The organism is Isoptericola hypogeus, from assembly GCF_039531145.1.
Taxonomy (GTDB): Bacteria; Actinomycetota; Actinomycetes; order Actinomycetales; family Cellulomonadaceae; genus Isoptericola; species Isoptericola hypogeus.
The window spans coordinates 1,469,006-1,491,381 of the sequence record NZ_BAAAPM010000003.1; the positions used below are offsets into that span (position 1 = coordinate 1,469,006).

Sequence of the window (22,376 nt, forward strand, 5' to 3'; positions counted from 1 at the left end):
ATGTCCTGCGGTGGCGGGTCTACGACATGGCGCGAACCCGCACCGCCGCAGGACGCACGGGCGAGGGAGGTCGATGGACGACACCGGACGCGACCTCCTCGGGCACGCGGCTGGCCTGTCCCCCGACCTGCTGCGCGCGTACCGGGCGCTCGTCGCGACGTCGTCCGCCGACGGGGCGGAGCTCGCGGCGACCCTGGACGTCCCGGTCGGCACGGCGCGCGCCTGGCTGGACGCGCTCGCCTCCCGTGGCTTCGCCACGCGGCTCGCCGGCGGGGCCGGCGGCCTGGGCGCCAGGCGGTTCGTCGCCGCCCCACCGTCGGTGACGCTCGGGGCCGCGGTCGCGGCGCACGAGGACGCCGTGCGCCGGGCCCAGGCGGAGCTGGACACGCTCGAGGAGATGTACCGGCTCGCCGGCGTGGAGGGCGCCGCGGACGAGGTGGTGCAGATGGTCCGCGGCGCCGACGCCGTGGCCCGATGGTTCACCCGGGTCCAGGCGGGCGCCCGGTCCGAGGTGCTCGCGTTCGTCCAGCACCCCGTCGCGGTGACGAGCGCGGACGAGAACGCCGTCGAGGAAGAGCTCGTCGAGCGCGGCGTGCAGTACCGGGTGGTGCTCGAGCGGACGATGCTCGACGAGTTCCCCGGCGGCCTGGACGCGTTCGCCGAGTCGCTCGCGGCAGGCGAGGAGGCCCGCATCGCGGAGTCGCTGCCGCTGCGGATGGTCGTGGTCGACCGCGAGCTCGCCTTCCTGCCCGTGCTCGCCGACCCGCTCCGGGCCTCGGCGGCGGCGATGCTCGTGCGGCCCGGCGCGCTCCTGTCCGGGCTGATCGCCCTGTTCGACGTCGTGTGGGCGACGGCGGCGCCCGTCGTCCTCGACGCCGCGACGGCCGCGACGGCCGTCGGTGCGGCGGACGACGTCGACGCGCGCCTGCTGTCCCTGCTGCTCGCCGGCCACACGGACGAGGCGGCCGCGCACCACCTCGGCGTCTCTCAGCGCACCGTGCAGCGCCGGGTCCGTGACCTCATGGACCGCGCGGGCGTCCGCACGCGGGTGCAGCTCGGGTGGCACGCCGCGCGAGCCGGGTGGGGCGAGCGCGGCTGAGACGTCCCGTCGGAACGGGTCGACGTAGCACCCGCTACCGCTTCCCGAGCGTGAAGTAATAGCGGGCACTACGTCGATCGAGGATCGGCGTCGGACGTGGCGTCGAGGTACGCGCGACCCCGCGGGGAGAGGCGGTAGCCGACGTCGAGGCTCTCGGTGAGGCCGAGCTCCTTGAGCCGCCGCACACGGATCTTGAACGGGTCACGCTCCATGCCGATCCCGGCCGCCAGCTCGCGCGCGACGACGGCGGGCCGCGCGACGATCAGCTCGAGGTACGCCCGCGTCCAGGGCTCGCTCGCGGCGCGGTCCATGCGCGCCAGCCGCTTCCTGATGTCGTCGACGGCGGCCGCGTCCAGGTCGGCGTCCGCCCGGAGCGCGATCCGCGGGTCGTCGCCGACGAGCGCCAGGCCGACCCGGTACAGGTCGCCCTCGCCCTTGCGCGCGACCCACGCGCGGGCGGCGTCGGCCGACGCGAAGCCTGCGCCGCGCGCGTCGTCGTCCGTGATCCCCTCGGCCGCGACCGGGTCGATCGCCGTCACCTCGACCACGCCCGCCCTCGTGCGCATCCGCGAGCCGGGGCGCACGCGGACCACCGTCCAGCGGCGGTACGTGTGGGTCACGGTCCCGGCGGTGATCCCCCGCAGCGTCTTCGCGTCGAGCAGCACGCTCCCACGATGCCAGGCCCGGCGCCGGCGAGCCGGGCGGGCGGACACGAACGCGTGTCCGCCCGCCCGGCGACCGACCGTCAGTGACCGGAGGACTTCTTCGGGTCTCCGAGGGCCGTCATCTTGTCGTAGTTCCCGTCCGACCCGGACGGCGGCGTGAGCGCCTCGGCGGCCGCCCACTGCGACGCCTCGGTGCCCAGCGTGTAGCTCAGCTCCACGCCGCGGCGCACCTTCGACATCGGCAGCCACGAGCCCGGGTAGTCGACGCCGTCGAGCCGCGCCGACTGGATGAACGGCGCCGTCGCCGCGTCCGCGGACGTGGTGAGGCGCAGCGGCTTGTTGCCCAGCCACACCGTGGTCGCAGGGAACTGCGGCGTCGAGAGCGACACCCCGCCCTCCGAGGCGACGGTCGGGAACATGCCCAGCGCGGCGAACACGTACCAGCTCGAGGTGGCCCCCATGTCGTCGTTGCCCGGCAGCCCGTCCCGCCGCGTGGTGAAGGCCACGTCCATGATCTGCTGCACGACGTACTGGGTGGCGGCCGGCTTGCCCGCCCAGTTGTAGGCCCACGGCGCCGCGTGCGACGGCTCGTTGCCGATGTAGAGCCCCTGGGACTCCTGGCCTCCGTTGAGCTGCCGCAGCGTCGGCGTCGCGGTGAGCTCGTCGTCGACGGAGAAGAGCCGGTTCAGCCGTTCGACCGCCGTCTGCTTGCCGCCGGAGGCCTCGATGAGGTCCGACCAGGCGTGGCCGAAGGACCAGAAGTAGTTGGGCTCGGTCGACTCGTGGAACGACCCGGTGGCGAGCTCTCCGAGCTCTCCGGGCGTCGTGGGCGCCTTGCGCGCCTTGATGGTGCCCGTGGACTCGTCGAAGATGTTGCGCCACCAGTCGGCGCGGTCGTGGAGCGCGTCCAGCTCCGCGTCGGTCACCGCCACGCTCGGGTCCTCGCGGACGTCCTTCGGCAGCCCGGCCAGGAAGGCGGCCGCAGCCCGGTCGCTGTTGTACCGCTCGATGTTGTTCGACGATCCACCGGGGTAGTAGCCGTCACGCAGGTACTGCTCGGCGCCCGCCATGCTCGCCCGGTCGTTGCACGAGCTCGTGGGGTCGAAGACCGACTGCTTCACGAGCCGGCCGGCGGTGACGAGGTCGAAGTCGTCCACCCCGAACTCGCGGGCACCGGCCAGCACAGGCAGCGCGTTGTCGCCCGCCATCGGCGTCGAGTCGTCGCTGCCGTCCACCCAGTGCGGGAAGGCGCCGCACTGCTGGGCGTCGACGACCAGGGACTGCATCATCTCGGCCGACTCCTTCGGCGCGAGCAGCGCGAGCAGCTGCGCCTGGGAGCGGTAGGTGTCCCACATCGAGAAGCTGGTGTACTGCGTCCCGTAGCTGCCGGTCGTGCCGTCGGGCCGCGTGTAGTCGTAGTCCGCGACGTTCGCGACCGGCCGCTGCTCCACCCCTCCGGTCGCGTCGACCCCGCCGGGGTACGGCTCGTTCGCCCTCATGCTGCGGAAGTCGCCGTTGACGTCGGAGTACACCGTCGGCGAGCCGAAGACGCGGTAGAGCGCCGTGTAGAGCTGGACGAGGTCGTCGCGCTGCTTCGCGGTCAGCGCCCCGGGGTCGGCCGCCCGGTCCACCTGCACGGTGTTGAGGCGCTCGTTCCAGTCGGCGTCGGCGTCGGCGCGCACCTCGTCGAAGGAGCCGTCCGGGTTCTCGGTGTCCAGGTTGAGCTTCGCGTTCGCGGCGCTGACCGAGGAGATCCCGACCTTCATGGTGAGGGTGCGGTCGTCGTCGGTCAGGTCGTACTGGAAGACGCCGCCCCCGTTCTTCACCGTGTTGACGGTGCTGCCCTCCGCCTGCGCCTGGAGGGGCTTGTCGAGCTCGGCGTGGAAGTAGACCGGCGCGTTCCACTTGGTCCCGTACGGCGTGCAGAACGCCGGCGCGACCGTCTGGCCCGAGATCGTGCGGCCGTCGTCGCTCACCTCGAGCGAGACGTTCTCGGGCTTGACCTGGACCGTGCCGCCCTGGTTGGCGCGCGCGTTGACCCGCATGTCGAGCGCCAGGAAGCCCGCGTCCTCGTCCGGGAACGTGAAGCGCGCCATGCCCGTGCGCTGGGTCGCGGTGAACTCGGCGTCCACCCCGTTGTCGAGGCCGACGTCGTAGTAGCCCGGCGAGGCCGACTCGGTGGCCGTCCGGAAGCCCACCGGGGTGACCCGGTTGCTGCCGTTCACCAGCGGTGCCGCCGTGGCGCGCGGCATCATGGCGACCGCGCCCTGGCCGGGGCAGCCGACCCCGCTCAGGTGCGTCAGGCTGAAGAAGTTGATCGAGCCCGAGGTCGCGTCCGCGCCGATCAGGTACCCGCCCGACCCGTTGAAGTCCCGCCGCGGCATGTCGGGGCCGAACGTGACCGCGCCGAAGGGGACCTGCGCGCCGGCGTTGACGTTCCCGGCATACCCGCTGGCCGGGTTCACCGACGTGCCGATGCGCGGGTCGACGTACTGCGTGAGCTCCAGCACGTCGCGGTGGTGCGGCGGCACGGCGCCGTTCCCGGTCCCCACCGTCGCGGCGGCGGTCTGCCCTCCGAGCGCGAGGCAGCCCACCACCAGGGCGGCGGCCGCTCGTCTCGGCCAGCGGATGGGAAGCATGGTCACACTCCAGTCGGGTCATGGGGCGACCGGTGCCGCCCCTGATCGTGTCGAGCAGCGCCTCGCGGCGCTCCTGCGGTCAGTTCGTCGCGAACGCGAACACGTGCATGCGGGTGTTGGCGGGCAGGGTCACGGACGCGAGCCGCTTGCCCTCCGGGACGGCGACGGGCGCGGTCGCGTAGAGGCCGCAGCCGAAGTTGTCGACGCCGGTGCCGTTGCCTCGGCCGCCGGGCTTGGCGGCCAGGACGTTGTCGGCCGCCGGCGAGCCGGCGCACCAGTCCGTGAGCGCGACCTCGACGTCCTCGCTGGTGCCGTCGGCGAAGCCGAGGCGCAGCGTGCCGGTCTGCGTGCCGTGCGTCGCCGTCCCGACAACAGACAGCGCGGTGGCCCCGGCGCGCTCCTCGGGCACCGCCAGCTCCTGCCCGTTCGCGACGACGTTGTCCGGCTCCCCGGCCGCGGGCGCCCCGAGCACGTAGGTCAGGTCGGTGCCGGGGACGGTGAGCTCGAGGCCCTGCACGGCGCCGGCGTTGGCGAGCCCGTCGCGCAGCAGGTAGGCGCCGCCGCCGTCGAGGTCGGCGTTGGCCTCCCCGCGGTCGCCGATGCCGACGTTGTCGAACGCCGGGGCGAGCCACGAGTCCGCGGCGACCACGACCGGCACCTCCCGCTCGACGGTGTTCCCCGCCTCGTCCGTCACGACGATCCGCGTGGCGTACTCCCCCGGCGCGGCGTCGGCCGGCGCGGTGAAGGTGACGGTGCCGCTGACCGTCGTCGGCAGCCCGCCGGAGTCGGCGGTCCAGTCGGCGAGGTCGGTCGTGGCCTGCACCGGGCCGTCCGGCTCGACGGCGACGCTTCCCGACACCTCGCCGCGACCCTGCGCGACGACCTCGACCGACGCCTCGACGCTCTCGCCCGCGTGCAGCACGGGATGCTGCGGGGCGGTGCCGGCGAACAGCCGGTCGTCGTCCTGGGCGGGACGGGCGGCGACCGCGCCCGGCAGGTCGTCCTGGGCCGTGGCCCAGTCGGACGGCGTGGCCCCGACCTCGAAGTCGAGCGAGCCCGCCGACGTCAGCTCGGCACCCGTGAGGTAGGCGCGGGACACGTCGCGGCGGCCCGCCGAGACGGACTGCGTGTAGCGCTGGGCGTCGGACACGCCGTCGGCCGTGATGTGCAGCGACCCGCGGCGGTAGAAGCTGCCGTCGAGGTCGATCCGCACGTCGTCGAACCGCGGCGTGGTCATGCCCCACAGGTCCACGCCCGGCGCCATCGGGTAGATCCCGAGCGACGACAGCACGTGCCAGGCCGACATCGTGCCCAGGTCGTCGTTGCCCGTCACCCCGTCCGGGCCGTCGGTGAACAGCGTCGACGCGGCCCGCACGACGTCGGTCGTCTTCCACGGCTGGCCCAGCCACAGGTAGGTGTAGGGCGCCGGCAGGTTCGGCTCGTTGTTCGGGTTGTAGGTGTGCCAGCCGTAGTAGTCGTACGTGCCGTTGACCCACACCTCGCGCGCGGTGCGCTCCGGGTCGGCGAGCAGCTCGTCGTAGGCGAAGAACGCATCGAGGTCGCGCACCGTGGCGTCCGCGCCGCCGAGCAGGTCGACGAGCCCGGGCACGTCCTGCGGGACGAGCCACTGGTACTGCACCGCCGTGCCCTCGTGGAAGCCCTCGCTCTGTGCCGGGTCCGGGTCGCCGATGAACAGGCCGTCCGCGTTGCGGGCCCGGAACGCGCCGGTGCGCGGGTCGAAGACGTTGCGGTAGCTCTGCCCGCGCTCGGCGTACCGGCGGGCGTCCGCGTGGTGTCCCAGCTCGCGGGCCATCGTCGAGAGCATCGCGTCCGACAGCGCGTACTCGAGCGTGGCGGAGCCGCCGTGGTCGAGGTCGAAGTCACCGGGACGCGTGCGGCGCGACGGGTCCTGCGGCACGAAGCCGTCGCGCAGGTACTCCACGTTGCCGGCGCGGCCGTTCGACACCGAGTCGGCGGGCGGCACGCCGTCCGCGTTCTGCTTCAGGACCTCGTACGCCTCCTCCTCGTGCCCGTCGAGCAGGCCCTGGTGGAACGCGCTGACCAGGAACGGCGTCACCGGGTCGCCGGTCATGATGTTCGTCTCGACCGTGCCGTAGCCCCAGCGCGGCAACCAGCCGCCCTGCTGGCCCTGGCGCACCACCGACAGCGCCATGTCCTCCGACTCGCGGGGAGCCAGCAGCGCCAGCAGCTGCTGCTGCGTGCGGTACGTGTCCCACAGCGAGTAGTTCTGGTAGTAGGTGAAGCCCTTCTCCCGGTGCACCTCGCCGTCCCAGCCGCGGTAGCGGCCGTCGACGTCGGAGCCGACGTTCGGCGCGAGGAAGCTGCGGTACAGCGAGGAGTAGAAGGTGCGCAGGTCCCCGGAGGCGCCACGGGCGACCTGCACGGTGCGCAGCCGCTCCTCCCACGCCCGGGTGGTCGCCTGGTGGACCTGGTCGAACGTGCCGCGCTCGGCCCGCAGGTTGGCCTTCGCGCCGCGCGCGTCGACGTAGCTCATGGACGTCACGACCTCGACGTCGCGGTCCTTCGTCGCGTCGAACTGGACGTACGCGCCGAGCCGGCCCTCGCCCTCGGCGCCGTCGGAGCCCGCGGCGACGTCGTCGCCCGTCCACGTGCCGTGCGCGGCGAACGGCCGGTCGAAGACGGTGCGGGTGTGGATGGTCTGCGGCTCGGTGTCCTGGCAGAAGCCCCGCGTGGTGATGCTGGTCTCGATGGTCCGCTCGTCGACGACCCGCACGCTCGAGCCGGTGACCCGGTTGAGCGCCTGGCCCGTGTTGAGCAGGACGGTGGCCTTCTCCGTGGACGGGAACGTGTACCGCTGCACGCCGGTGTGCTCGGACGCCGTGAGCTCCGCCTGCACCACGCCGTCCGGGGCCTGCAGCCCGACGCGGTAGTACCCGGGGGCCGCCTCCTCGTCGTCGTGCGTGTACCCGAGCGCGTAGTCGGCGTAGTCCGTGCTGGTCACGTCGCCCGTGGTGGGCAGCACGGGCAGCGGGCCGCCCAGGCCGCAGCCGACGCCGGAGAGGTGCACGAGGGAGAAGCCGCGCACCAGCTCGTTGTCGTAGTTGTAGCCGACGTTGTGCCCGTTGTCGGGCGAGAGCTGCACCATGCCGAACGGCGCCGCCGCGCCGGGGTACGTGTTCCCGTCGTCCTTGGTGCCGATGAACGGGTTGACGTAGTCCGTCAGCGGGCCGCGCACGCGCTCCGTCCCGTCGTCCGACGGCGGGGCGGCGAGCGCAGGGGCGCCCGTCGCGGCGACGCCCAGGCCGACGCCGAGGGCGGCGGTCGTCGTGAGGGCGAGGATCCTGCGGAGCCGGCCCTTCCTGGGGTCGCGGCGTGCCTCTGGGCGTGGGCCAACCGGTGCAGTCATGCGGCTCGTTCCTTCCACGGCGGTGTGGGGCGGTCGCTCGTCGGGCTGCTCCGCCGCTGGTCCGTCCGGTCGGACGGGCGCGGCAGAGCTCTGGCGGGGGCCAGCGTCGCAACCGCCGACAGCGCTGTCAAGCGTCGGTACGGCGAGCTCCCGAGGACCCCGACGTGCGCACCTCTCCGCTGCCCCGCGCCACCAGACGGGTGGGCACGACCACCAGCTGTGTCGGGCGTCCGGGATCGGCCGCGCGGGCCAGCGCGAGAGCCGCCGCGCGCCGCCCCATCTCCGCGGCGTCGTACCCGACCACGGTGACGCCGAGCAGGTCGGCGAGCTCGAAGTCGTCGAAGCCCACGAGCGCTACCGACCGCTCCTGCCGGTCGGAGGCCGCGCCCGTCCGGTCCCGCAGGGCGTGCAGCGCGCCGACGGTGATCTTGTTGTTCGCCGTCACGAGCGCGGTGGGCGGCTGGTCGAGCGCGAGCAGCTCGTCCACGAACGCCCGGGCCCGGTCGGCGTCGTGCGCGCCGTCGCGCACGTACCGGTCGGGGTCGGTGATCCCGGCACCGGCGAGCGTCTCGACGAACGCCTCGCGGCGCTCCTGGAAGGTCCACAGCCGGGACTCGTCGCCGACCAGGCCGATCCGCCGGTGGCCGTGCGCCAGCAGGTGCGACACGGCCGCGCGCACGCCGCCACGGTTGTCGATGACGACGGTGTCGGCCTCGATGTCGCGCGCGGGGCGGTCGACGAGCACGACGGGCAGCCCCGCGGCCAGCTCGTCGCGCAGCGCGGCGTGCTCGTGGGAGGTGGGCGTGACGACGAGCGCGCCCACGCGCCGCTCGATCAGCTCCTCGGTGAGCGCGCGCTCCCGTTCCGGGTCCTCGTCGGAGCTGGCCGTGATGAGCTGCAGGCCCCTCCCGCGCAGCTCGCGCTCGATGCCGCTCGCGACGGCCGAGTAGAACGGGTTCGCGAGGTCGCCGGTGACGAAGCCGACGAGGCGCGACGCGCCCCCGCGGGCGAGGTCCGCCGCGACGGCGTTGCGGCGGAAGCCGAGGGAGAGCGCCGCCGCCTGCACCCGCGCGCGGGTCGCCGTCGCCACGTTCGGCTCGTCGTTCAGCACGCGGGACGCCGTCTTCAGGCTCACGCCGGCGCGCTCGGCGACGGCCGCGAGCGTCGGGCGTCGGACCGGTCGCGGCGGGGTGGCGACCGGCCCGTGGGTGTCGTGCGTCATCAGGCCTCCCGGCGCCGGCGGACGAGCGTGCCCACGACCATAGCCAGGACGGGAACCGTTGCGCTGGCCATCTGCTGCGCGGGCCGGGTGAGATCGTGCCTCGGCCCCCGGCCCCGGCCGCCTGCCGCCGAGCCCGTCCACAGGCCACGGGGCCTGTGGACGCCTGTGGACGAGCCCCACGGTGTCGGCCCCTGCGTGCACCCTGGGGTCATGACGACGACCACGCCGGGCACGCCCCCCGGGCCTGCACCCACCGCACCACCGTCCGCATCACCGGCCCCGCGACCCGGCGGGCTGCGCTGCTTCGGCGACGGCGACCCGCTCTACGAGGCGTACCACGACACGGAGTGGGGGGTGCCGGTGCACGGCGAGGCCGCGCTGCTGGAGCGCCTCGCGCTGGAGGGCTTCCAGTCCGGCCTGTCCTGGCTCACCGTGCTGCGCAAGCGGCCCGCGTTCCGGGAGGTCTTCGCCGGCTTCGAGCCCGAGCGGGTCGCGGCGTTCGGCGACGACGACGTCGCGCGGTTGCTGGGCGACGCACGGATCATCCGCAACCGGCAGAAGATCGAGGCCACGGTCGGCAACGCCCGCGCCGTGCTCGCCCTGCACGACTCCGGGCGCACGCTCGACGAGCTGTTCTGGTCGTTCGCGCCCGCAGCCCGGGCCGAGCGGGTCGCGGCCTGGGGCGACGTGCCGGCAACCACCCCGGAGTCGGTGGCGCTCGCCAAGGCCTTGAAGAAGGAGGGGTTCCGGTTCTTCGGCCCGACGACGGCGTACGCCGCCATGCAGGCGTGCGGGCTGGTGGACGACCACCTCGCCGCCTGCCCCGTCGTCACCGGGCGCGGGTGACTGCGGCGTCGCCCGTCGGCGCCGACCCGATCAGTCGCCCGGCCACTCCCCCGTCCACTTCTCGAAGACCCGGGCGCCGCCGCGGTCGATGAGCGCCTTCACCACCGAGAAGATCGCGCCCTGGATCAACGACGCGAGCACGATCTCGCGCATGCGGTACTCGGACTGGAGCGGCCCGGGCACGTCGTCGGGATGGCCTGGCGCCACCTTCTTGTACACCAGCTTGAATACCTGACCGGCGACGATGCCGCCCACGATGGAGCTCGCGATGCCGACGGGCCGGTACAGGATCTTCGCGGACTTGTTGCTCTTCTTCTCGGTGCGATCGCCGCTGCTGGTCTTGGTCATAGGTCGACGCTAGGCCGACACGCGCAGTCCCGCAGGGAGGAGGCCCCGGCCCGGCCCCGGTCGTCGGCGCGCGTCACCCGCGTCCACCTGGTCGAATGGCGGCGTGGCCGGGTTCTGGTGGGGTCTGCTGGGCAGCTCGTCGCTGCTGATCGGCGCGGCGCTGGTGTTGTGGCGCACGCCGAGCCGCCGGCTCACCGGCCTGATCATGGCGTTCGGCGCGGGCGTGCTCATCAGCGCGGTGGCGTACGACCTGGTCGAGGACGCCGCGGAGTCGGCGAGCGGGTGGGTGCTCCTCGCGGGGCTCGCGGCCGGGGCGCTCACCTTCTTCGTGGGCGACCTGCTCATCGACCGGCAGGGCGGCCGCGACCGGAAACGCTCCACGGGAACGCAGTCCGAGGGCTCGGGCGGCGCCATCGCGCTCGGCACGGTGCTCGACGGCATCCCCGAGTCGGTGGTGCTCGGCTCGACGCTCGTCGGCGGCGGCGGGGTGAGCGTCGCGATGCTCGCGGCGGTGTTCCTCTCCAACCTCCCGGAGGCGATGTCGGCCACCGTCGGCCTGCGCCAGGCGGGGACGTCGAGCGGGCGGCTCTTCCTGCTCTGGGGCGGCACGACGCTGGTCTCGGCCGTCGCCGCCGGCGTCGGGTACGCGGCCCTCGGCACCGCCGACCCGGCGACCGTCGCCGTCGTGCAGGCCTTCGCCGCGGGCGCGCTGCTCACGATGCTGGTCGACACGATGATCCCGGAGGCCACCGAGTTCGGCGGGCCGGTGACAGGCCTCGTCACGGTGCTCGGGTTCGCGACGGCGTTCGGGCTGTCGTCGCTCGGTTGACCGGCGGTAGCCGGTTCGGACGACCGGCTCGGACGACCGGCACGGGCGGGCGGAAACTGGGACGATCGGGTCGTGACGACCCCGACGGCGCTCCCCTCGCAGCGACCGCACCTGGCCGCGGCGGTCGAGGACCGGTTCTACGCGGCCGCCGGGTGGCTGCTGCACCGCCTCGGCTGGCGGCCCCGGATGGAGGCGTTCACCGGTTACGGCTCGCCGGACAGGGTGCGGGTCCTCGCCCGGGTGCTGCTCTCGCCGCAGCGCCCGGGCGACGACGACCGCACGGCCCGGCGCGCGGCGCGGCGGGGGTTCCGGCACTTCCTCACCGTGCCGGCCCCCCGGTACCGGGTGCAGGTCCAGGTGGGCGCCGGCACCGACGTCGTGACGACGGACCGCGCCGGCTACGTCGACGTCGAGGTCCGCCCGCCGGAGCCGCTGCGGGCGGGGTGGCAGGAGATCACCCTCACCGGGATCGACGACCGGGGCAGGTGCGTCACGACCGCTCCGCTGCTGGTGGTGGACGACCGCACGAGGTTCGGGGTCGTCAGCGACATCGACGACACCACCATGGTCACGGCCGTGCCCCGCCCGCTGCTGGCGGCGTGGAACACGTTCGTCCGCCACGCCGGCTCGCGGCGCGCGGTCGAGGGCATGCCGGAGCTCTATCAGGCGCTCGCCGCCGCGCATCCCGACGCCCCGTTCCTGTACCTCTCGACGGGGGCGTGGAACACCGCGGCCACCCTGCGCTCGTTCCTCGGGCGCCACGGGTACCCAACGGGGCCGCTCCTGCTCACCGACTGGGGGCCGACGCTCACGGGCTGGTTCCGCAGCGGCCAGGCCCACAAGAACGCCAGCCTGGACCTGCTCATGGCGCGGTTCCCCCACGTGCGCTGGCTCCTCGTCGGAGACGACGGTCAGCATGACGCCCAGGTCTACGCGCGCGCGGTCGACCGCTGGCCGGGCCGGGTCGAGGCCGTCGCGATCCGGCGACTCACCCCCGGCCAGCAGGTCCTGGCCGGGAACGTGCCCGCGCCCGAGCGTGCCGGGGACGACGTCGACCTCGTCTCCCGGCGGCCCGTCCCGACCGTCGAGGGCCGGGACGGGCACGAGCTGGCCACGCGCCTGGCCGAGATCCCCGGGGTGCTCGCGCCCTGAGGCCGACCTACGCTGCCCCCTATGGCTACCGGCGAGGGCACGCGGCGCAGCGTGCAGACGATCGGCGACGACGCCGTCGCGGAGGCGACCGGCCGCGGGCGCGGCGAGTGGTTCTCGCTGCTGGACGCCGCCGGGGCGAGCGGTTGGAGCCACCGCGAGATCGCGGCCTGGCTCGCGGCCGAGCACGGCGTGGACGGCTGGTGGGCCCAGTCGGTCACGGTCGCGTACGAGCAGGAGCGCGGGATGCGCGCCCCCGGCCAGCGCGCCGACGGCAGGTTCGAGGTGAGCTCCACGAAGTCGGTGGCCGGCGACCTGGAGGGCGTCTTCGCCCTCGTCGCCGACGCCGAGCACCGCGCGCGCTGGCTCGACCCCGGCCTGGCGGAGGCCGGCGCGGGCGAGCGCAGCGAGGTCCTCGGCGCCACCCCGACGTCGTCGGTGCGGCTCGTGTGGCCGGTCGGCGCGCTCGGGGCACCCGCGCACCGGCCCGGGCGAGTCATCGTCGGGCTCTACCAGGCGCGCGACGACGACGGGACGCCGCGCGGCAAGGTGCGGGTGGGCGTGCAGCACGGCGGCCTCGAGTCCACCGATCTCGCGGAACGGCTGCGCGCCTTCTGGAAGGACCGCCTCGCCGACCTGGCCCGCCTCGCCGACGAGACGACGGGGCCGGGCGCGCCCGGGGCGTGACGGGCGCGTCGTGACGCGTCGCGCCGGCGCGGTCCCGGAGCGGGTCGCCGTCACGGTCGAGCGGCTGGACGTCGCTCCCGACGCCGCGGTGCTCGAGATCGGCTGCGGCGCGGGCGTCGCGGCGGAGCTCGTCGCCGCACGCCTGCGCACGGGCACGATCCTCGCGACCGACCGGTCCGCGACGGCGGTCGCGAACGCCCGGCGACGGCTCGCGCCGTACGTGGCCGGGGGCCGCGCGCGGGTCGAGCAGATCGCCGTCGAGGACGCCGACCTGCCGCCGGGCACGTACGACGCCATCTTCGCGATCAACGTCAACGTCTTCTGGACCGGCACCGACCCGGCGCTGGTGGGGCGGCTGCTGCGCGCCCTCCGACCCGCCGGACGGCTCGTGCTCGCGTACGAGCCCCCGTCGCCCGACCGGGTCCCCGTCATCGAGGCCCGGCTCCGCGGCGCGCTCGAGGGCGTGGGCGCGACCGTCTCGGTCGCCGGACACCCCCTCGGTCGGTCGCGGCTGCTCGTCACCGAGGCGACGCCGCCGCATCAGCGCACCGGGACGAACCCCGACTCGTAGGCGCGCACCACGGCCTGCGTACGGTCGCGCACGCCGAGCTTGGCGAGCACGTTGCCGACGTGGGTGCGCACGGTCTCGACGCCGAGGTACAGCTCGGCGGCGATCTCCGCGTTCGACATCCCGGCCGCGACGAGGCGCAGCACCTCGCCCTCACGCTCGGTGAGGCGGGCGTCGCGCAGGCCGTCGCCCGCGGCGTCCTCGCGGCCGGACCCGGCGACGAGCCGGCGCACCGCGTCGGGGAACAGCAGCGAGTCCCCGCGCGCCACAACGCGCACCGCCTGCGCGACCTCCTCCGGGCGGGCGCGCTTGAGCAGGAAGCCCTGGGCTCCCGCGCGCAGGGCGTCGAGCACGTGGTCGTCGTTCTCGAACGTCGTGAGCACCAGCACGCGCGGCGCCGGCGCGCCGGGCCGGTCGCCGGCGACGACGGCACGGGTCGCCGCGATGCCGTCGACGCGCGGCATGCGCACGTCCATGAGGACGACATCGGGCCGGACATCCGCGACGAGCTGTGGCACGCCCGTCCCGTCGTCCGCCTCGCCGACCACGGCGAGGTCCGGCTCGGCGTCGAGGATGACGCGCAGCCCCGCGCGCACCAGCGGCTCGTCGTCGACGATCCCGACGCGGATCGGCGCGGGGGTGGTGGCGGGCGGGACGGTCACGACGTCGATCCTGCCGCACGGTCGTCGGCGGCGTGGGACGGCACGGCGTCCGGCCCGCCGGAACCATTCCACAAGAACTCTTGTACAACATGTCTTGTGGGTCTACCCTCGTGCTCATGACCCAGCGACCCGACGAACCGGCGGCGCCCGTGCGCACCGTCACCGAGGCCAAGGCGCTCGCCGCGCTGGCCAACCCGTTCCGGGCGCGCATCATGGACGCGCTCAAGGTGGACGGGCCCTCGACCGCCTCGGGGCTCGCACGGCGCACCGGCCAGGCCGTCGGCAGCGCCAGCCACCACCTCAAGGTGCTGCGCGACGCCGGGCTGGTGGCCGAGGCGCCCGAGCTCGCGAAGGACCGCCGCGAACGCTGGTGGCGCCTCGTCGCGCCCGGGTTGCGCTGGTCGCGCCAGGAGTTCGCCGACGACACCGCCGCGGTCGCGGCCGCGCAGGCCGCCGAGGCCCTGGGAGCCCAGCGCCAGTTCGAGCGCACCCGCGCCTGGCTGGCGAACGCCGAGTCCGCGCCCGAGTGGGACGCGACCGCGTTCGCCACCCAGAGCTGGCTGCACCTGTCCCCCGCCGAGCTCGACGAGCTCGGGGCCGAGGTCCTCGAGCTCCTCGCGCGATGGTCCCGGCGGGACCGACCCGACGACGACGTCGAGCGCGAGTCCGTGCTGGTCTTCGCCCGCGGCTTCCCGGCCCAGCCATGACCACGGGCACTGGCACCGGCACCGGCACGAACCAGACCACCGGGGGCGAGGCTGACCCCGGCACCAGCGCCGGGACCACACCCCTGTCGCGCAGCACGAACTTCAACCGGCTCTGGCTCGGCGAGGGCGTCAGCGTCCTGGGGAACGCGACGACCTCGATCCTCATCCCGCTCGTCGCGGTGCTCGAGCTCGACGCGAGCGCGTTCGCCGTCGGCCTGCTCACCGCCGCGGCGTGGCTCCCCTGGCTGGTCGTCGGTCTGCCCGCCGGCGCGTGGGTCGACCGTCTCCCGGCGCGCGCCGTGATGATCGTGGCCGACCTGGTCGCCGCGGTCGCGATCGCCAGCGTGCCCGTCGCCGCGGCCCTCGACGTGCTGACGCTGCCGCACCTCGTCGGCGTCGCCCTCGTCGCCGGCGCCACCACCGTGTTCTTCCGCACCGCGTACGTCGTCTTCCTCCCCCAGGTGGTCCCCGCAGCGCAGCTCGAGGGCGCGAACGCGCGGCTGATGGGCACCGAGTCGGCCATGCAGGTCGCGGGACCGGGGGTGGGCGGGGTGATGGCGCAGGCCATCGGCGCCGCAGGGGGCCTGGTGCTCGACGCCGCGAGCTTCCTGGTCTCCGCCCTGTGCCTCTGGCGCATCCGCCCCGAGCAGGGCGCCGAGCGCCCACGCAGGACGACCAGCCCGCTGAGGGTCCAGATCCGCGAGGGCGTGACCTTCGTGGCCTCCGACCGCTACCTGCGGTGGTTCGTCGTCGTGGGCGGGATCTCCAACTTCGGTCTCACGGGGTACGGCGCCCTGGTCGTCGTCTTCCTCGTCCGCGACGTCGGGCTCAGCCCGTCCGCCCTCGGCGCGGTCGCGATGATCGGCAGCTGCGGCGGGCTGCTCGGGGCCACCGTGGCGGTCCGCCTCGGCAGACGCCTCGGCAGCGCCCGGGCGACGGTCGTCCTCATGGTCGCCGGCGGGCCGCCGGCCCTCCTGGTCGGCCTGGGTTCCGCGGGCCCGGGGGTCGCGTGGACGGTCGCCGGCCAGTTCCTCGTCGGTCTCGCCGTCGTGGCGGGGAACGTGCTCCGCGCGGCCTGGAAGCAGCGCTACGTCCCGCAGCCGCTCATGGGGCGGGTCACGACGACCGGACAGTTCGTCAACTTCGGCGCCATGCCGCTGGCCGGCCTGGTGGCGGGTGTGCTGGGCGGCAACCTCGGGGTGCGCGAGACCGTCCTGATCATGGCCGCCGTGCACTGCGTCGCCTGCCTCAGCGTCCTCCGCAGCCCGCTGCGCGGGCTGCGGGACCTGCCCGGCCCCCGCGCCGCCTGACCACGAGGGACCGTCACGCCGGGAACCGTGCCCGCACCACCCATGTTCCGTCGCCGGGCCCCGCGCTGAGCTCGCCGCCCAGGAGGCGTACGCGCTCGGCCATGCCCGGCAGGCCGCGTCCACCGCCGTCGCGCCGGGCGACGTCCGGCGCGAGCGGGTTCCGCACCTCGACCTGCAGCACGCGCCCGGGTCGTCCCGAGCCTGCGCCGTCCTGAGCCTGCGCCGTCCTGGGCCTGCGCCGTCCTGAGCCTGCGCCGTCCTGAGCCTGTCGAAGGGTCGAAGGGTCGAAGGGTCGAAGGGTCGAAGGGTCGAGCGCGACCCGCACGCTCACCGGCCGGCCCGGCGCGTGCCGGACCGCGTTCGTCACCGCCTCCTGCACCACGCGGTACGCCTCGTGCGCCACGGCGCGCGGCACGTCGTCCGTGCCGGCCGGACCGTCCACCGCGAGCCGCACGTCGGCGCCCGCACGGCGGGCATCGTCGGCGAGGGCAGGCAGATCGGCCAGCGTGCGCGCCGGAGCCCGCTGCGCCTCCGGGCCTCGCACCTCCGGGCCTCGCGCCTCCCGGCCACGCTCCTCCGAGCCCTGCGTGTCGGCGCCGCGCAGCGCCCCGAGCACGTGGTCGAGGTCCGCCATCGCCCCCCGACCGGTCTCCTCGATCGCGGCGAGCGACCGCCGCGCGGCGGACGGGTCGGCGTCGAGCAGGCGCGCCGCGGCCGCCGCCTGCAGCGTCGTGATGGTCAGCGCGTGCCCCACGGAGTCGTGCAGCTCGCGCGCGAGCCGCCCCCGCTCGTCCGCGCGTCGGGCCTGGGCCTCGAGCTCGGCGATGCGCGCGCTCTGGTCGGGACCGAGCAGCGGCACGGCCGCCTGGCGCAGCAGGCGGCGCGCTGCCGTCGTCAGGTAGGGCAGGGCCACGAGCAGGACGACGGCGAGCGCGAGCCACACGGCCGGGTGCCGGGTGATCGCGGGCACGACCTGCACGAGGAAGGAACGGTCGACCCCGACGGCCGACAGCACGAGCTGCGTCGCGAGCGGGACCGCCACGAGCAGGCCCAGGGTGACGGCGGCGCCGAGGGCCAGGTGCAGGGCGAACCACGCGGCACCTCGCCAGCGGGTCGCGACCGTCGGCGCGCCGGCCGGGTCGGGCAGGTCGCGGGCGTCGACGTCGAGGAACGTGCGGACCGCTGCGACCTCGAGCGCGCGCACCGGCGCGAGGAACGGCGGCGTGCCGACGATCGCCGCGGTCACGACCGCCAGCACCACGACCACCGCCCGCGGGGTCCCCGGCGTCGTGAACATCTGCACGAAGCCTGCCGCGAGCGTGAAGTAGGCCCCCGCGACCAGGCCGCCGATGACGAGGTACACCCCTGCGCGCACCGTCGCCGCGCTGACCAGGGGGGCGACGGCGCGCCGCAGCCCGTGCCGCGTCCCGCCCGCGACCCTCGTCTGCCCGACCATGCCGGCCAGTCTTCCAAGCGGCCGGTCGGCGCGCCTCCCCCGGGCGGGTGAACGGCGCGAAACTACACGCGCACGTAGTGGAAGCCCTTGCCGCGCCGCGACGGCCATGATGGACGTACGACCCCCTCGTCCTCCAACCCCTTGAGAACAGTACCGACGTTGGTACGGTCGGCACCTACGAGTCCTGCCAGTTCCGTCGAGCGACCTCGGGCAAGGACATAGGCCCGGGCGGTCGATTCACGTGAAGGTGAAAGACGGGACCTCGAGATCTCGCTGTCGAGCGCATGAAGGCGCGAGCGCGAAGCCGATGACAGCGTCCACACCGGCTCGGCCGTGTCGGGTACGCCGTCGAGCCTCACGATCACTGGTCTTCCGTCGAGCATCGTGCGCCCCACTCTTGCCAACGCACCTGTGGCGACGGCGACCGTATCTTGAATGAGACCGGCCGCTGTGAAGGCGTCGATCCAGCGCTGGTCGACGATATGCCGCAAGATCAGCAAGGTATTCAGGTCCTCGGTCTCCTGAGACGGCTGGATACGTCCGAGCCAGCCGATCCAAGGCTGATCGATGTCGTCGCCCACGAGGGTCACCCGTACCGAAGGACCCGAGATCTCCTCGATCTGCGGCGGCTGTTGGCCCCTGCGGACCATGTCGCCGACCATGCGGTCGACGCCGATGCCCTCACGCTCCGCGACACGCAGGGCAGCCAGAAGCTCGGCCAACGCCCGGTTCCGCGAACGGGACGGATGCGTGATGATGTTCGCGGGTGTCACTCCGCCGACGAACCCTCCAGGGCTTGTCACCCGGAGCGAACTACCGATCTGCTCGACGAGGGTCGATTCTTGGATCCCCCATTCTCTGTGCGCGACACCGTTGACGACGGCCTCTCGCGCTGCTCGGAGCGGGATCTCGCGTTGTTGGCCGATGACGAGTCCGCGCTGCACGTGGACGGTAGGCGTGCTCGCCTCGAGAGCGGAGAACACCTCTCCGAGCTCCTCAAGGAGCGAACTCTCGTGCCGTCTAACCCGTACCAGGCTGTCGCCCCCGACGTGCAGGCGTCGAACGTAGTCGATGCACGGCTCGCCACGTCCGACGAACCCGATGACGCCGGCATTGGTGAGAAGTCCGTCTGCCGTGACCACGTTGAGCCGCCGCAGGAGGTTCGTGTCCGACTGTCCGGCTAGCTCAGCAGCATGTGGTTCTCCGGCGGCGAACAGGAGGTCGCGTGCCTTTCTTAGCGCCGCAGGGCGTGCCCGCTCGACCGGAACCATCGACGCTTCCGCCGACCAGTCGTAGTTCAGCACCGCCATGCGCTTGGCGTGCCACGTGTGCGGGTCGACCTCGACGCAGTTCGCACCGACACGCCATCTGACTTTCCCGCCGACCCGAATCGGCTCCACGGCCTGCGGAGCGACGAGGATCAGCAGTCGGTGACCGCGGCACTCCTGTTCGGCAATGTCGACTGTCAGGGATCGGCCGCTCAGTTCCCACATACGGTGACGTAGCCATTCACTGTCCAGCGAAGTTCCGATGACCTCTCCGCTATCGGAGACGCCGACGATGAGTGCGCCGCCGCCAGGCGTGTTGGCCATGCACGCCGCGGCCGCGGCGAGTTCCTTGGCGGCCCCTTCGTTGTGAGCCTGGCTCGGTCCGACCCTTCCGCTCTTGTCCCGTCGGCCGTGCTCTTCCTTGAGATCGACGACCTGTTGCTCCACGCTGCCGTCGACCGACCTGCCGGCGTCGAGCTCCGCGAGCAACGCCCGTACGGCGCGATTGACCGGGCTGTCACCAAAGTGTGCTCATGTGCAGCTCGCCACCTCAGATACAACTAACAGGGCTCGTTAAGTGTAGCGGGGAGGCAAAGATCGCGAGGGGAACAATCAAGCGCTCGGCCACGCGCTGCCGCGGTCGGTGAGGCGCCGGACCTACGTGATGTCCGGAGTGCGTCTCGAGCTTCCCGGCGCGTGCCCGAACTGCTGCGGGGTGTCTCCCTAGGAGGGTCGCTACGGCTTGGTGGCCGTGACGATCATGTGCGTGCCGAGGAACCGCCGGTCCCAGGCGACGTCGACGAAGCCGAGCCGGCCGAGGATCTCGGCGACCTGCTCGGGTGACATGAAGCCGAGCGTCGATTCCTCGAGGTACGTGTACGACCTGCGGTCGTGCGCGACGACCTGACCCAGCAGGGGCACCACGACCTTCACCCCGAGCGCCACCGGCCGCCGCAGCAGGCCGCGCGGCGGGCACGTCTCCAGGATGACGAGCCGCCCGCCCGGCGCGAGCACCCGGAACTGCTCGGCGAGCACGCGCTCGGCGTCCTCCACGTTGCGCAGCAGGTAACCGTGCGTCACGGCGTCGAACGTCCCGTCGGCGAACGGCAGGTCGTTCGCGTCGGCGAACTGCCAGGTGACGGCCTCGGCCCCGGGCTTGGTCCGCGCGCCGGCGAGCATCCCCTCGGAGAAGTCGACCCCGTGGATCGTGGCGCCCGGGTACCGCCGGGCCGCCTCGAGGGCGATGACGCCGGTACCGGTCGCGATGTCGAGGAGCGACCCGCCCGCCGGCACCTGCGCCCGCCGGGCCACGTCGCGGCACCAGGCCGCGTGCCGGCCCAGCGTCATGATGCGGTTCATCCGGTCGTAGTACTCCGGGACCGTGTCGAACAGGCGCTGGATCTCCTCGCCCTTCGACGAGCCGTCCGTCACGCGGCGAGCTCCTGACCGCTCATCTTGTGGATCGAGTCCATGACGTGGTCGGTGAGCTCGCGCCGCACCTGCGCGGGGCGCGCGCCCGCCGTGAGCTGGCGCGACGGGTCGATCGGCGCACCGAAGTGCACCTGGATGCCGCGCGCCAGGCGCGGCACCCGGCTGCCCACCGGCTGCACCTTGTCGGTGCCTCTGACGGCCACCGGCACGACGGGAGCCGACCCGGCGAGCGCCAGCCACGCGACGCCCGTGCGCCCGGGGTGCAGCTTGCCGTCGCGCGACCGCGTGCCCTCCGGGTAGATGCCGAACGCGCCGCCGCGCTGCAGCACCTGCAGGGCGTCGTCGAGGGACCGCTGCCCGGCCCGCGGGTCCTCGCGGTCCACCGGGATGTTCCCCATCGTGGTGAAGAACCACCGGTAGACACGGCCCTTGATCCCGCGGCCCGTCCAGTACTCCGACTTCGCGAGGAAGGTGACGTGCCGGGGCACGACCAGCGGGATGATGATCGAGTCGATGAACGACAGGTGGTTGCTCGCGAGGATCACGGGGCCGCGCCGGGGGACGTTGTGCAGCCCGGTCACCTGGGGACGCAGCAGCACGTACACCAGGAGCGACAGGACGAGTCGCAGGAGCCGGTAGGTCACCGCACCATTGTGCCCCCTGCCGGCGGCAGCCCGGCCGAGGCCGCGGCTCACCCGACGGTGACGAGGTAGTCCTCGGCGGTGTCGTCCCAGGCCATGCCCACGGCGTCGGCCGCAGCGGCGGCCTTCGCGAACTGCAGGAACCCGCGGTAGCCGAGCGCCTTCTCCGAGAAGTCGGGCCGCCGCTTGCGCAGCTCGTTCTTCAGCCCGGACAGCGGCGACGTCCCGCCGTCGGCGGCGACGACGGCGCGCAGCAGGTCGAAGGCGTGCGCGGTGTCGGGCTGGGCGGGCAGCGCGACCTCCGGGTCCCCCGCGGCCCGCCCGTCGGACAGCACGACGAAGTCGCGGTCGGCGAGGAACCGCAGGAACTCGCCGAACGTGCGGAAGCCGTAGTCGGACTCGCTGAACGTCGGGTCCTTGCGCACCAGCGTGCGCTTGAGCATCGACGCGGTGACGGCGCCGCTGGCGGAGGACTCCAGGTCGGCGAGCGTCTGCGCGACCTTCACCTCCATCGTCGGCTCCTCGCCGGCTGATGCCGCGTCGTCGTGGTCGACGTCGATCTCGGGCTCGACCTCGGGCTCCGGGACCTTGGTGGTCGCGGGCGCCGGCTCGGCCGCCTTGCGGCGGCGGCCCTTGGTCGCCGTCGTGCCGGACGCCGCGGGCGCCGCCTCCTCGGCCGGGGCCGGCGGCTCGGCCGATGCCTCCGCCGGGGTCTCGGCCGGCGCCGCGGCCTTGCCGCGGCCGCGGCCCGTGGACCGGGCGGGCGCCTTGGCCCCGCCGCGCCCGGACCGCTTGGGTGCCGGGGCCTCGGACTCGTCGGGGACATCGACGCCCTCGAGCCGGTCGTAGAAGAGGAACTCGTCGCACGCGGGCGGCAGCAGGCGGGAGGTGGAGTTCTCGACGCCGACGCCGATGACGCGCTTGTCGAGCTCGCGCAGCTTGTGCACGAGCGGGGAGAAGTCGGAGTCGCCCGTGCACATGACGAACGTGGTGATGTACTCGCGCTCGAACGCCATCTCGATCGCGTCGACGACCATCTTGATGTCGGCGGCGTTCTTGCGGGACGCGCCCATGCGCTGCGGCATCTCGATGAGCTCGACCTGGTGGCGGGTCAGGGCGCGGCGGTCCTCGTCGAAGTACGACCAGTCCGCGTAGGCGCGCCGCACGACGACGCGCCCGCGCACCGCGAGCGCGTCCGCGATCGGCTTGAAGTCGAACTGCATCCCGCCCAGGTGCTCCCGGGCGCCCAGCGCAAGGTTCTCGTAGTCGAGAAAGACGGCGAGGCGCTCTTCGGTGTCCATGGCCGCCAGACTATGCCCGCAGGACACGGTCAGCCTGACCGCTCCCCGTCGGCCGGCTCCCGGCCACGCTCCCCGCCGCGCTCCCGGCCCCGGTCCCCGGCGCGGCCGACGACACAGCGCCAGCCACGGGTTCTTCACCCCCTATCCTTGTCGCGCCCCG

Annotated in this window: 19 protein-coding genes; 8 read left to right on the plus strand and 11 right to left on the minus strand. The window is 73.9% G+C overall.

The window, feature by feature from the left end; all coding sequences use genetic code 11:
- Window positions 1–73: 73 nt before the first annotated feature.
- Window positions 74–1,099: a hypothetical protein gene (locus tag ABD254_RS08885; protein ID WP_344247678.1), complete on the plus strand. Its 1,026-nt coding sequence runs from the start codon at window positions 74–76 to the stop codon at window positions 1,097–1,099.
- A 68-nt stretch (window positions 1,100–1,167) separates the two neighbouring features.
- Here ABD254_RS08885 and ABD254_RS08890 read toward each other — a convergent pair whose 3' ends face one another.
- The 4 genes from ABD254_RS08890 to ABD254_RS08905 all read right to left on the minus strand — a co-directional run bounded on the left by ABD254_RS08890 (window position 1,168) and on the right by ABD254_RS08905 (window position 9,013).
- On the minus strand, window positions 1,168–1,764 hold the full coding sequence (locus ABD254_RS08890) for an ASCH domain-containing protein (RefSeq protein ID WP_344247680.1): 597 nt from the start codon (window positions 1,762–1,764) through the stop codon (window positions 1,168–1,170).
- 80 nt (window positions 1,765–1,844) lie between these two features.
- Window positions 1,845–4,403, minus strand: a complete 2,559-nt coding sequence (locus tag ABD254_RS08895) for a GH92 family glycosyl hydrolase (RefSeq protein ID WP_344247682.1) — start codon at window positions 4,401–4,403, stop codon at window positions 1,845–1,847.
- Window positions 4,404–4,482: 79 nt separating this feature from the next.
- Window positions 4,483–7,791 carry a GH92 family glycosyl hydrolase gene (locus ABD254_RS08900; RefSeq protein ID WP_344247684.1) on the minus strand — a complete coding sequence of 1,103 codons (3,309 nt, stop codon included), beginning with the start codon at window positions 7,789–7,791 and terminating at the stop codon, window positions 4,483–4,485.
- Between the two features lie 127 nt (window positions 7,792–7,918).
- A complete protein-coding gene (locus ABD254_RS08905; protein ID WP_344247686.1) occupies window positions 7,919–9,013 on the minus strand; it encodes a LacI family DNA-binding transcriptional regulator in 1,095 nt (364 codons plus the stop codon).
- 210 nt (window positions 9,014–9,223) lie between these two features.
- Here ABD254_RS08905 and ABD254_RS08910 point away from each other — a divergent pair, with 210 nt between their 5' ends.
- Window positions 9,224–9,859: a DNA-3-methyladenine glycosylase I gene (locus ABD254_RS08910; protein ID WP_344247688.1), complete on the plus strand. Its 636-nt coding sequence runs from the start codon at window positions 9,224–9,226 to the stop codon at window positions 9,857–9,859.
- Between the two features lie 30 nt (window positions 9,860–9,889).
- On the opposite strand, the gene ABD254_RS08915 is transcribed toward ABD254_RS08910, so the two are convergent.
- Entirely contained in the window at window positions 9,890–10,207 is a 318-nt protein-coding gene (locus ABD254_RS08915; RefSeq protein WP_344247690.1) for a DUF4235 domain-containing protein, read from the minus strand.
- Between the two features lie 103 nt (window positions 10,208–10,310).
- Between ABD254_RS08915 and ABD254_RS08920 the strand changes: the two genes are divergently transcribed.
- The 4 genes from ABD254_RS08920 to ABD254_RS08935 all read left to right on the plus strand — a co-directional run bounded on the left by ABD254_RS08920 (window position 10,311) and on the right by ABD254_RS08935 (window position 13,443).
- Window positions 10,311–11,036 carry a ZIP family metal transporter gene (locus tag ABD254_RS08920; protein ID WP_344247692.1) on the plus strand — a complete coding sequence of 242 codons (726 nt, stop codon included), beginning with the start codon at window positions 10,311–10,313 and terminating at the stop codon, window positions 11,034–11,036.
- A gap of 72 nt (window positions 11,037–11,108) precedes the next feature.
- On the plus strand, window positions 11,109–12,188 hold the full coding sequence (locus ABD254_RS08925; protein ID WP_344247694.1) for an App1 family protein phosphatidate phosphatase: 1,080 nt from the start codon (window positions 11,109–11,111) through the stop codon (window positions 12,186–12,188).
- Between the two features lie 21 nt (window positions 12,189–12,209).
- Window positions 12,210–12,872 carry a DUF4287 domain-containing protein gene (locus ABD254_RS08930; protein WP_344247696.1) on the plus strand — a complete coding sequence of 221 codons (663 nt, stop codon included), beginning with the start codon at window positions 12,210–12,212 and terminating at the stop codon, window positions 12,870–12,872.
- Between the two features lie 10 nt (window positions 12,873–12,882).
- The gene (locus ABD254_RS08935) at window positions 12,883–13,443 is read left to right on the plus strand and encodes a class I SAM-dependent methyltransferase (RefSeq protein ID WP_344247698.1); all 561 of its coding nucleotides are present in this window, start codon (window positions 12,883–12,885) and stop codon (window positions 13,441–13,443) included.
- Here the strand turns inward: ABD254_RS08935 and ABD254_RS08940 are convergent.
- Window positions 13,413–14,102, minus strand: coding sequence for a response regulator (locus ABD254_RS08940; protein WP_344247700.1), 690 nt, complete (start codon window positions 14,100–14,102; stop codon window positions 13,413–13,415). The genes ABD254_RS08935 and ABD254_RS08940 overlap by 31 nt on opposite strands.
- A 116-nt stretch (window positions 14,103–14,218) precedes the next feature.
- Here ABD254_RS08940 and ABD254_RS08945 point away from each other — a divergent pair, with 116 nt between their 5' ends.
- Both ABD254_RS08945 and ABD254_RS08950 read left to right on the plus strand, forming a co-directional pair.
- Window positions 14,219–14,809: an ArsR/SmtB family transcription factor gene (locus ABD254_RS08945; protein WP_344247702.1), complete on the plus strand. Its 591-nt coding sequence runs from the start codon at window positions 14,219–14,221 to the stop codon at window positions 14,807–14,809.
- The gene (locus ABD254_RS08950; protein ID WP_344247704.1) at window positions 14,806–16,119 is read left to right on the plus strand and encodes an MFS transporter; all 1,314 of its coding nucleotides are present in this window, start codon (window positions 14,806–14,808) and stop codon (window positions 16,117–16,119) included. The genes ABD254_RS08945 and ABD254_RS08950 overlap by 4 nt, the downstream gene beginning before the upstream one ends.
- Before the next feature lie 13 nt (window positions 16,120–16,132).
- Here ABD254_RS08950 and ABD254_RS08955 read toward each other — a convergent pair whose 3' ends face one another.
- The 5 genes from ABD254_RS08955 to ABD254_RS08975 all read right to left on the minus strand — a co-directional run bounded on the left by ABD254_RS08955 (window position 16,133) and on the right by ABD254_RS08975 (window position 22,216).
- On the minus strand, window positions 16,133–17,575 hold the full coding sequence (locus tag ABD254_RS08955) for a sensor histidine kinase (protein WP_344247706.1): 1,443 nt from the start codon (window positions 17,573–17,575) through the stop codon (window positions 16,133–16,135).
- Window positions 17,576–17,637: 62 nt separating this feature from the next.
- Window positions 17,638–19,332, minus strand: coding sequence for an ATP-binding protein (locus tag ABD254_RS08960; RefSeq protein WP_344247708.1), 1,695 nt, complete (start codon window positions 19,330–19,332; stop codon window positions 17,638–17,640).
- A gap of 246 nt (window positions 19,333–19,578) precedes the next feature.
- Window positions 19,579–20,274, minus strand: coding sequence for a ubiquinone/menaquinone biosynthesis methyltransferase (locus tag ABD254_RS08965; protein WP_344247710.1), 696 nt, complete (start codon window positions 20,272–20,274; stop codon window positions 19,579–19,581).
- Complete coding sequence (locus tag ABD254_RS08970) at window positions 20,271–20,918, minus strand: lysophospholipid acyltransferase family protein (protein WP_344247712.1); 648 nt, start codon at window positions 20,916–20,918, stop codon at window positions 20,271–20,273. Before ABD254_RS08970 ends, ABD254_RS08965 begins: the two co-directional genes overlap by 4 nt.
- 47 nt (window positions 20,919–20,965) lie before the next feature.
- Window positions 20,966–22,216 carry an NYN domain-containing protein gene (locus ABD254_RS08975; protein WP_344247714.1) on the minus strand — a complete coding sequence of 417 codons (1,251 nt, stop codon included), beginning with the start codon at window positions 22,214–22,216 and terminating at the stop codon, window positions 20,966–20,968.
- Window positions 22,217–22,376: the final 160 nt, after the last annotated feature.

What these genes read in the sequence shown, in the direction of transcription:
- ABD254_RS08895 (WP_344247682.1), bottom strand. Translation starts at nt 4,403, where the DNA reads ATGCTTCCCATCCGCTGGCCGAGACGAGCGGCCGCCGCCCTGGTGGTG.
- ABD254_RS08885 (WP_344247678.1), top strand. Translation starts at nt 74, where the DNA reads ATGGACGACACCGGACGCGACCTCCTCGGGCACGCGGCTGGCCTGTCC.
- ABD254_RS08930 (WP_344247696.1), top strand. Translation starts at nt 12,210, where the DNA reads ATGGCTACCGGCGAGGGCACGCGGCGCAGCGTGCAGACGATCGGCGAC.
- ABD254_RS08905 (WP_344247686.1), bottom strand. Translation starts at nt 9,013, where the DNA reads ATGACGCACGACACCCACGGGCCGGTCGCCACCCCGCCGCGACCGGTC.
- ABD254_RS08910 (WP_344247688.1), top strand. Translation starts at nt 9,224, where the DNA reads ATGACGACGACCACGCCGGGCACGCCCCCCGGGCCTGCACCCACCGCA.
- ABD254_RS08915 (WP_344247690.1), bottom strand. Translation starts at nt 10,207, where the DNA reads ATGACCAAGACCAGCAGCGGCGATCGCACCGAGAAGAAGAGCAACAAG.
- ABD254_RS08950 (WP_344247704.1), top strand. Translation starts at nt 14,806, where the DNA reads ATGACCACGGGCACTGGCACCGGCACCGGCACGAACCAGACCACCGGG.
- ABD254_RS08900 (WP_344247684.1), bottom strand. Translation starts at nt 7,791, where the DNA reads ATGACTGCACCGGTTGGCCCACGCCCAGAGGCACGCCGCGACCCCAGG.
- ABD254_RS08955 (WP_344247706.1), bottom strand. Translation starts at nt 17,575, where the DNA reads ATGGTCGGGCAGACGAGGGTCGCGGGCGGGACGCGGCACGGGCTGCGG.
- ABD254_RS08975 (WP_344247714.1), bottom strand. Translation starts at nt 22,216, where the DNA reads ATGGACACCGAAGAGCGCCTCGCCGTCTTTCTCGACTACGAGAACCTT.
- ABD254_RS08945 (WP_344247702.1), top strand. Translation starts at nt 14,219, where the DNA reads ATGACCCAGCGACCCGACGAACCGGCGGCGCCCGTGCGCACCGTCACC.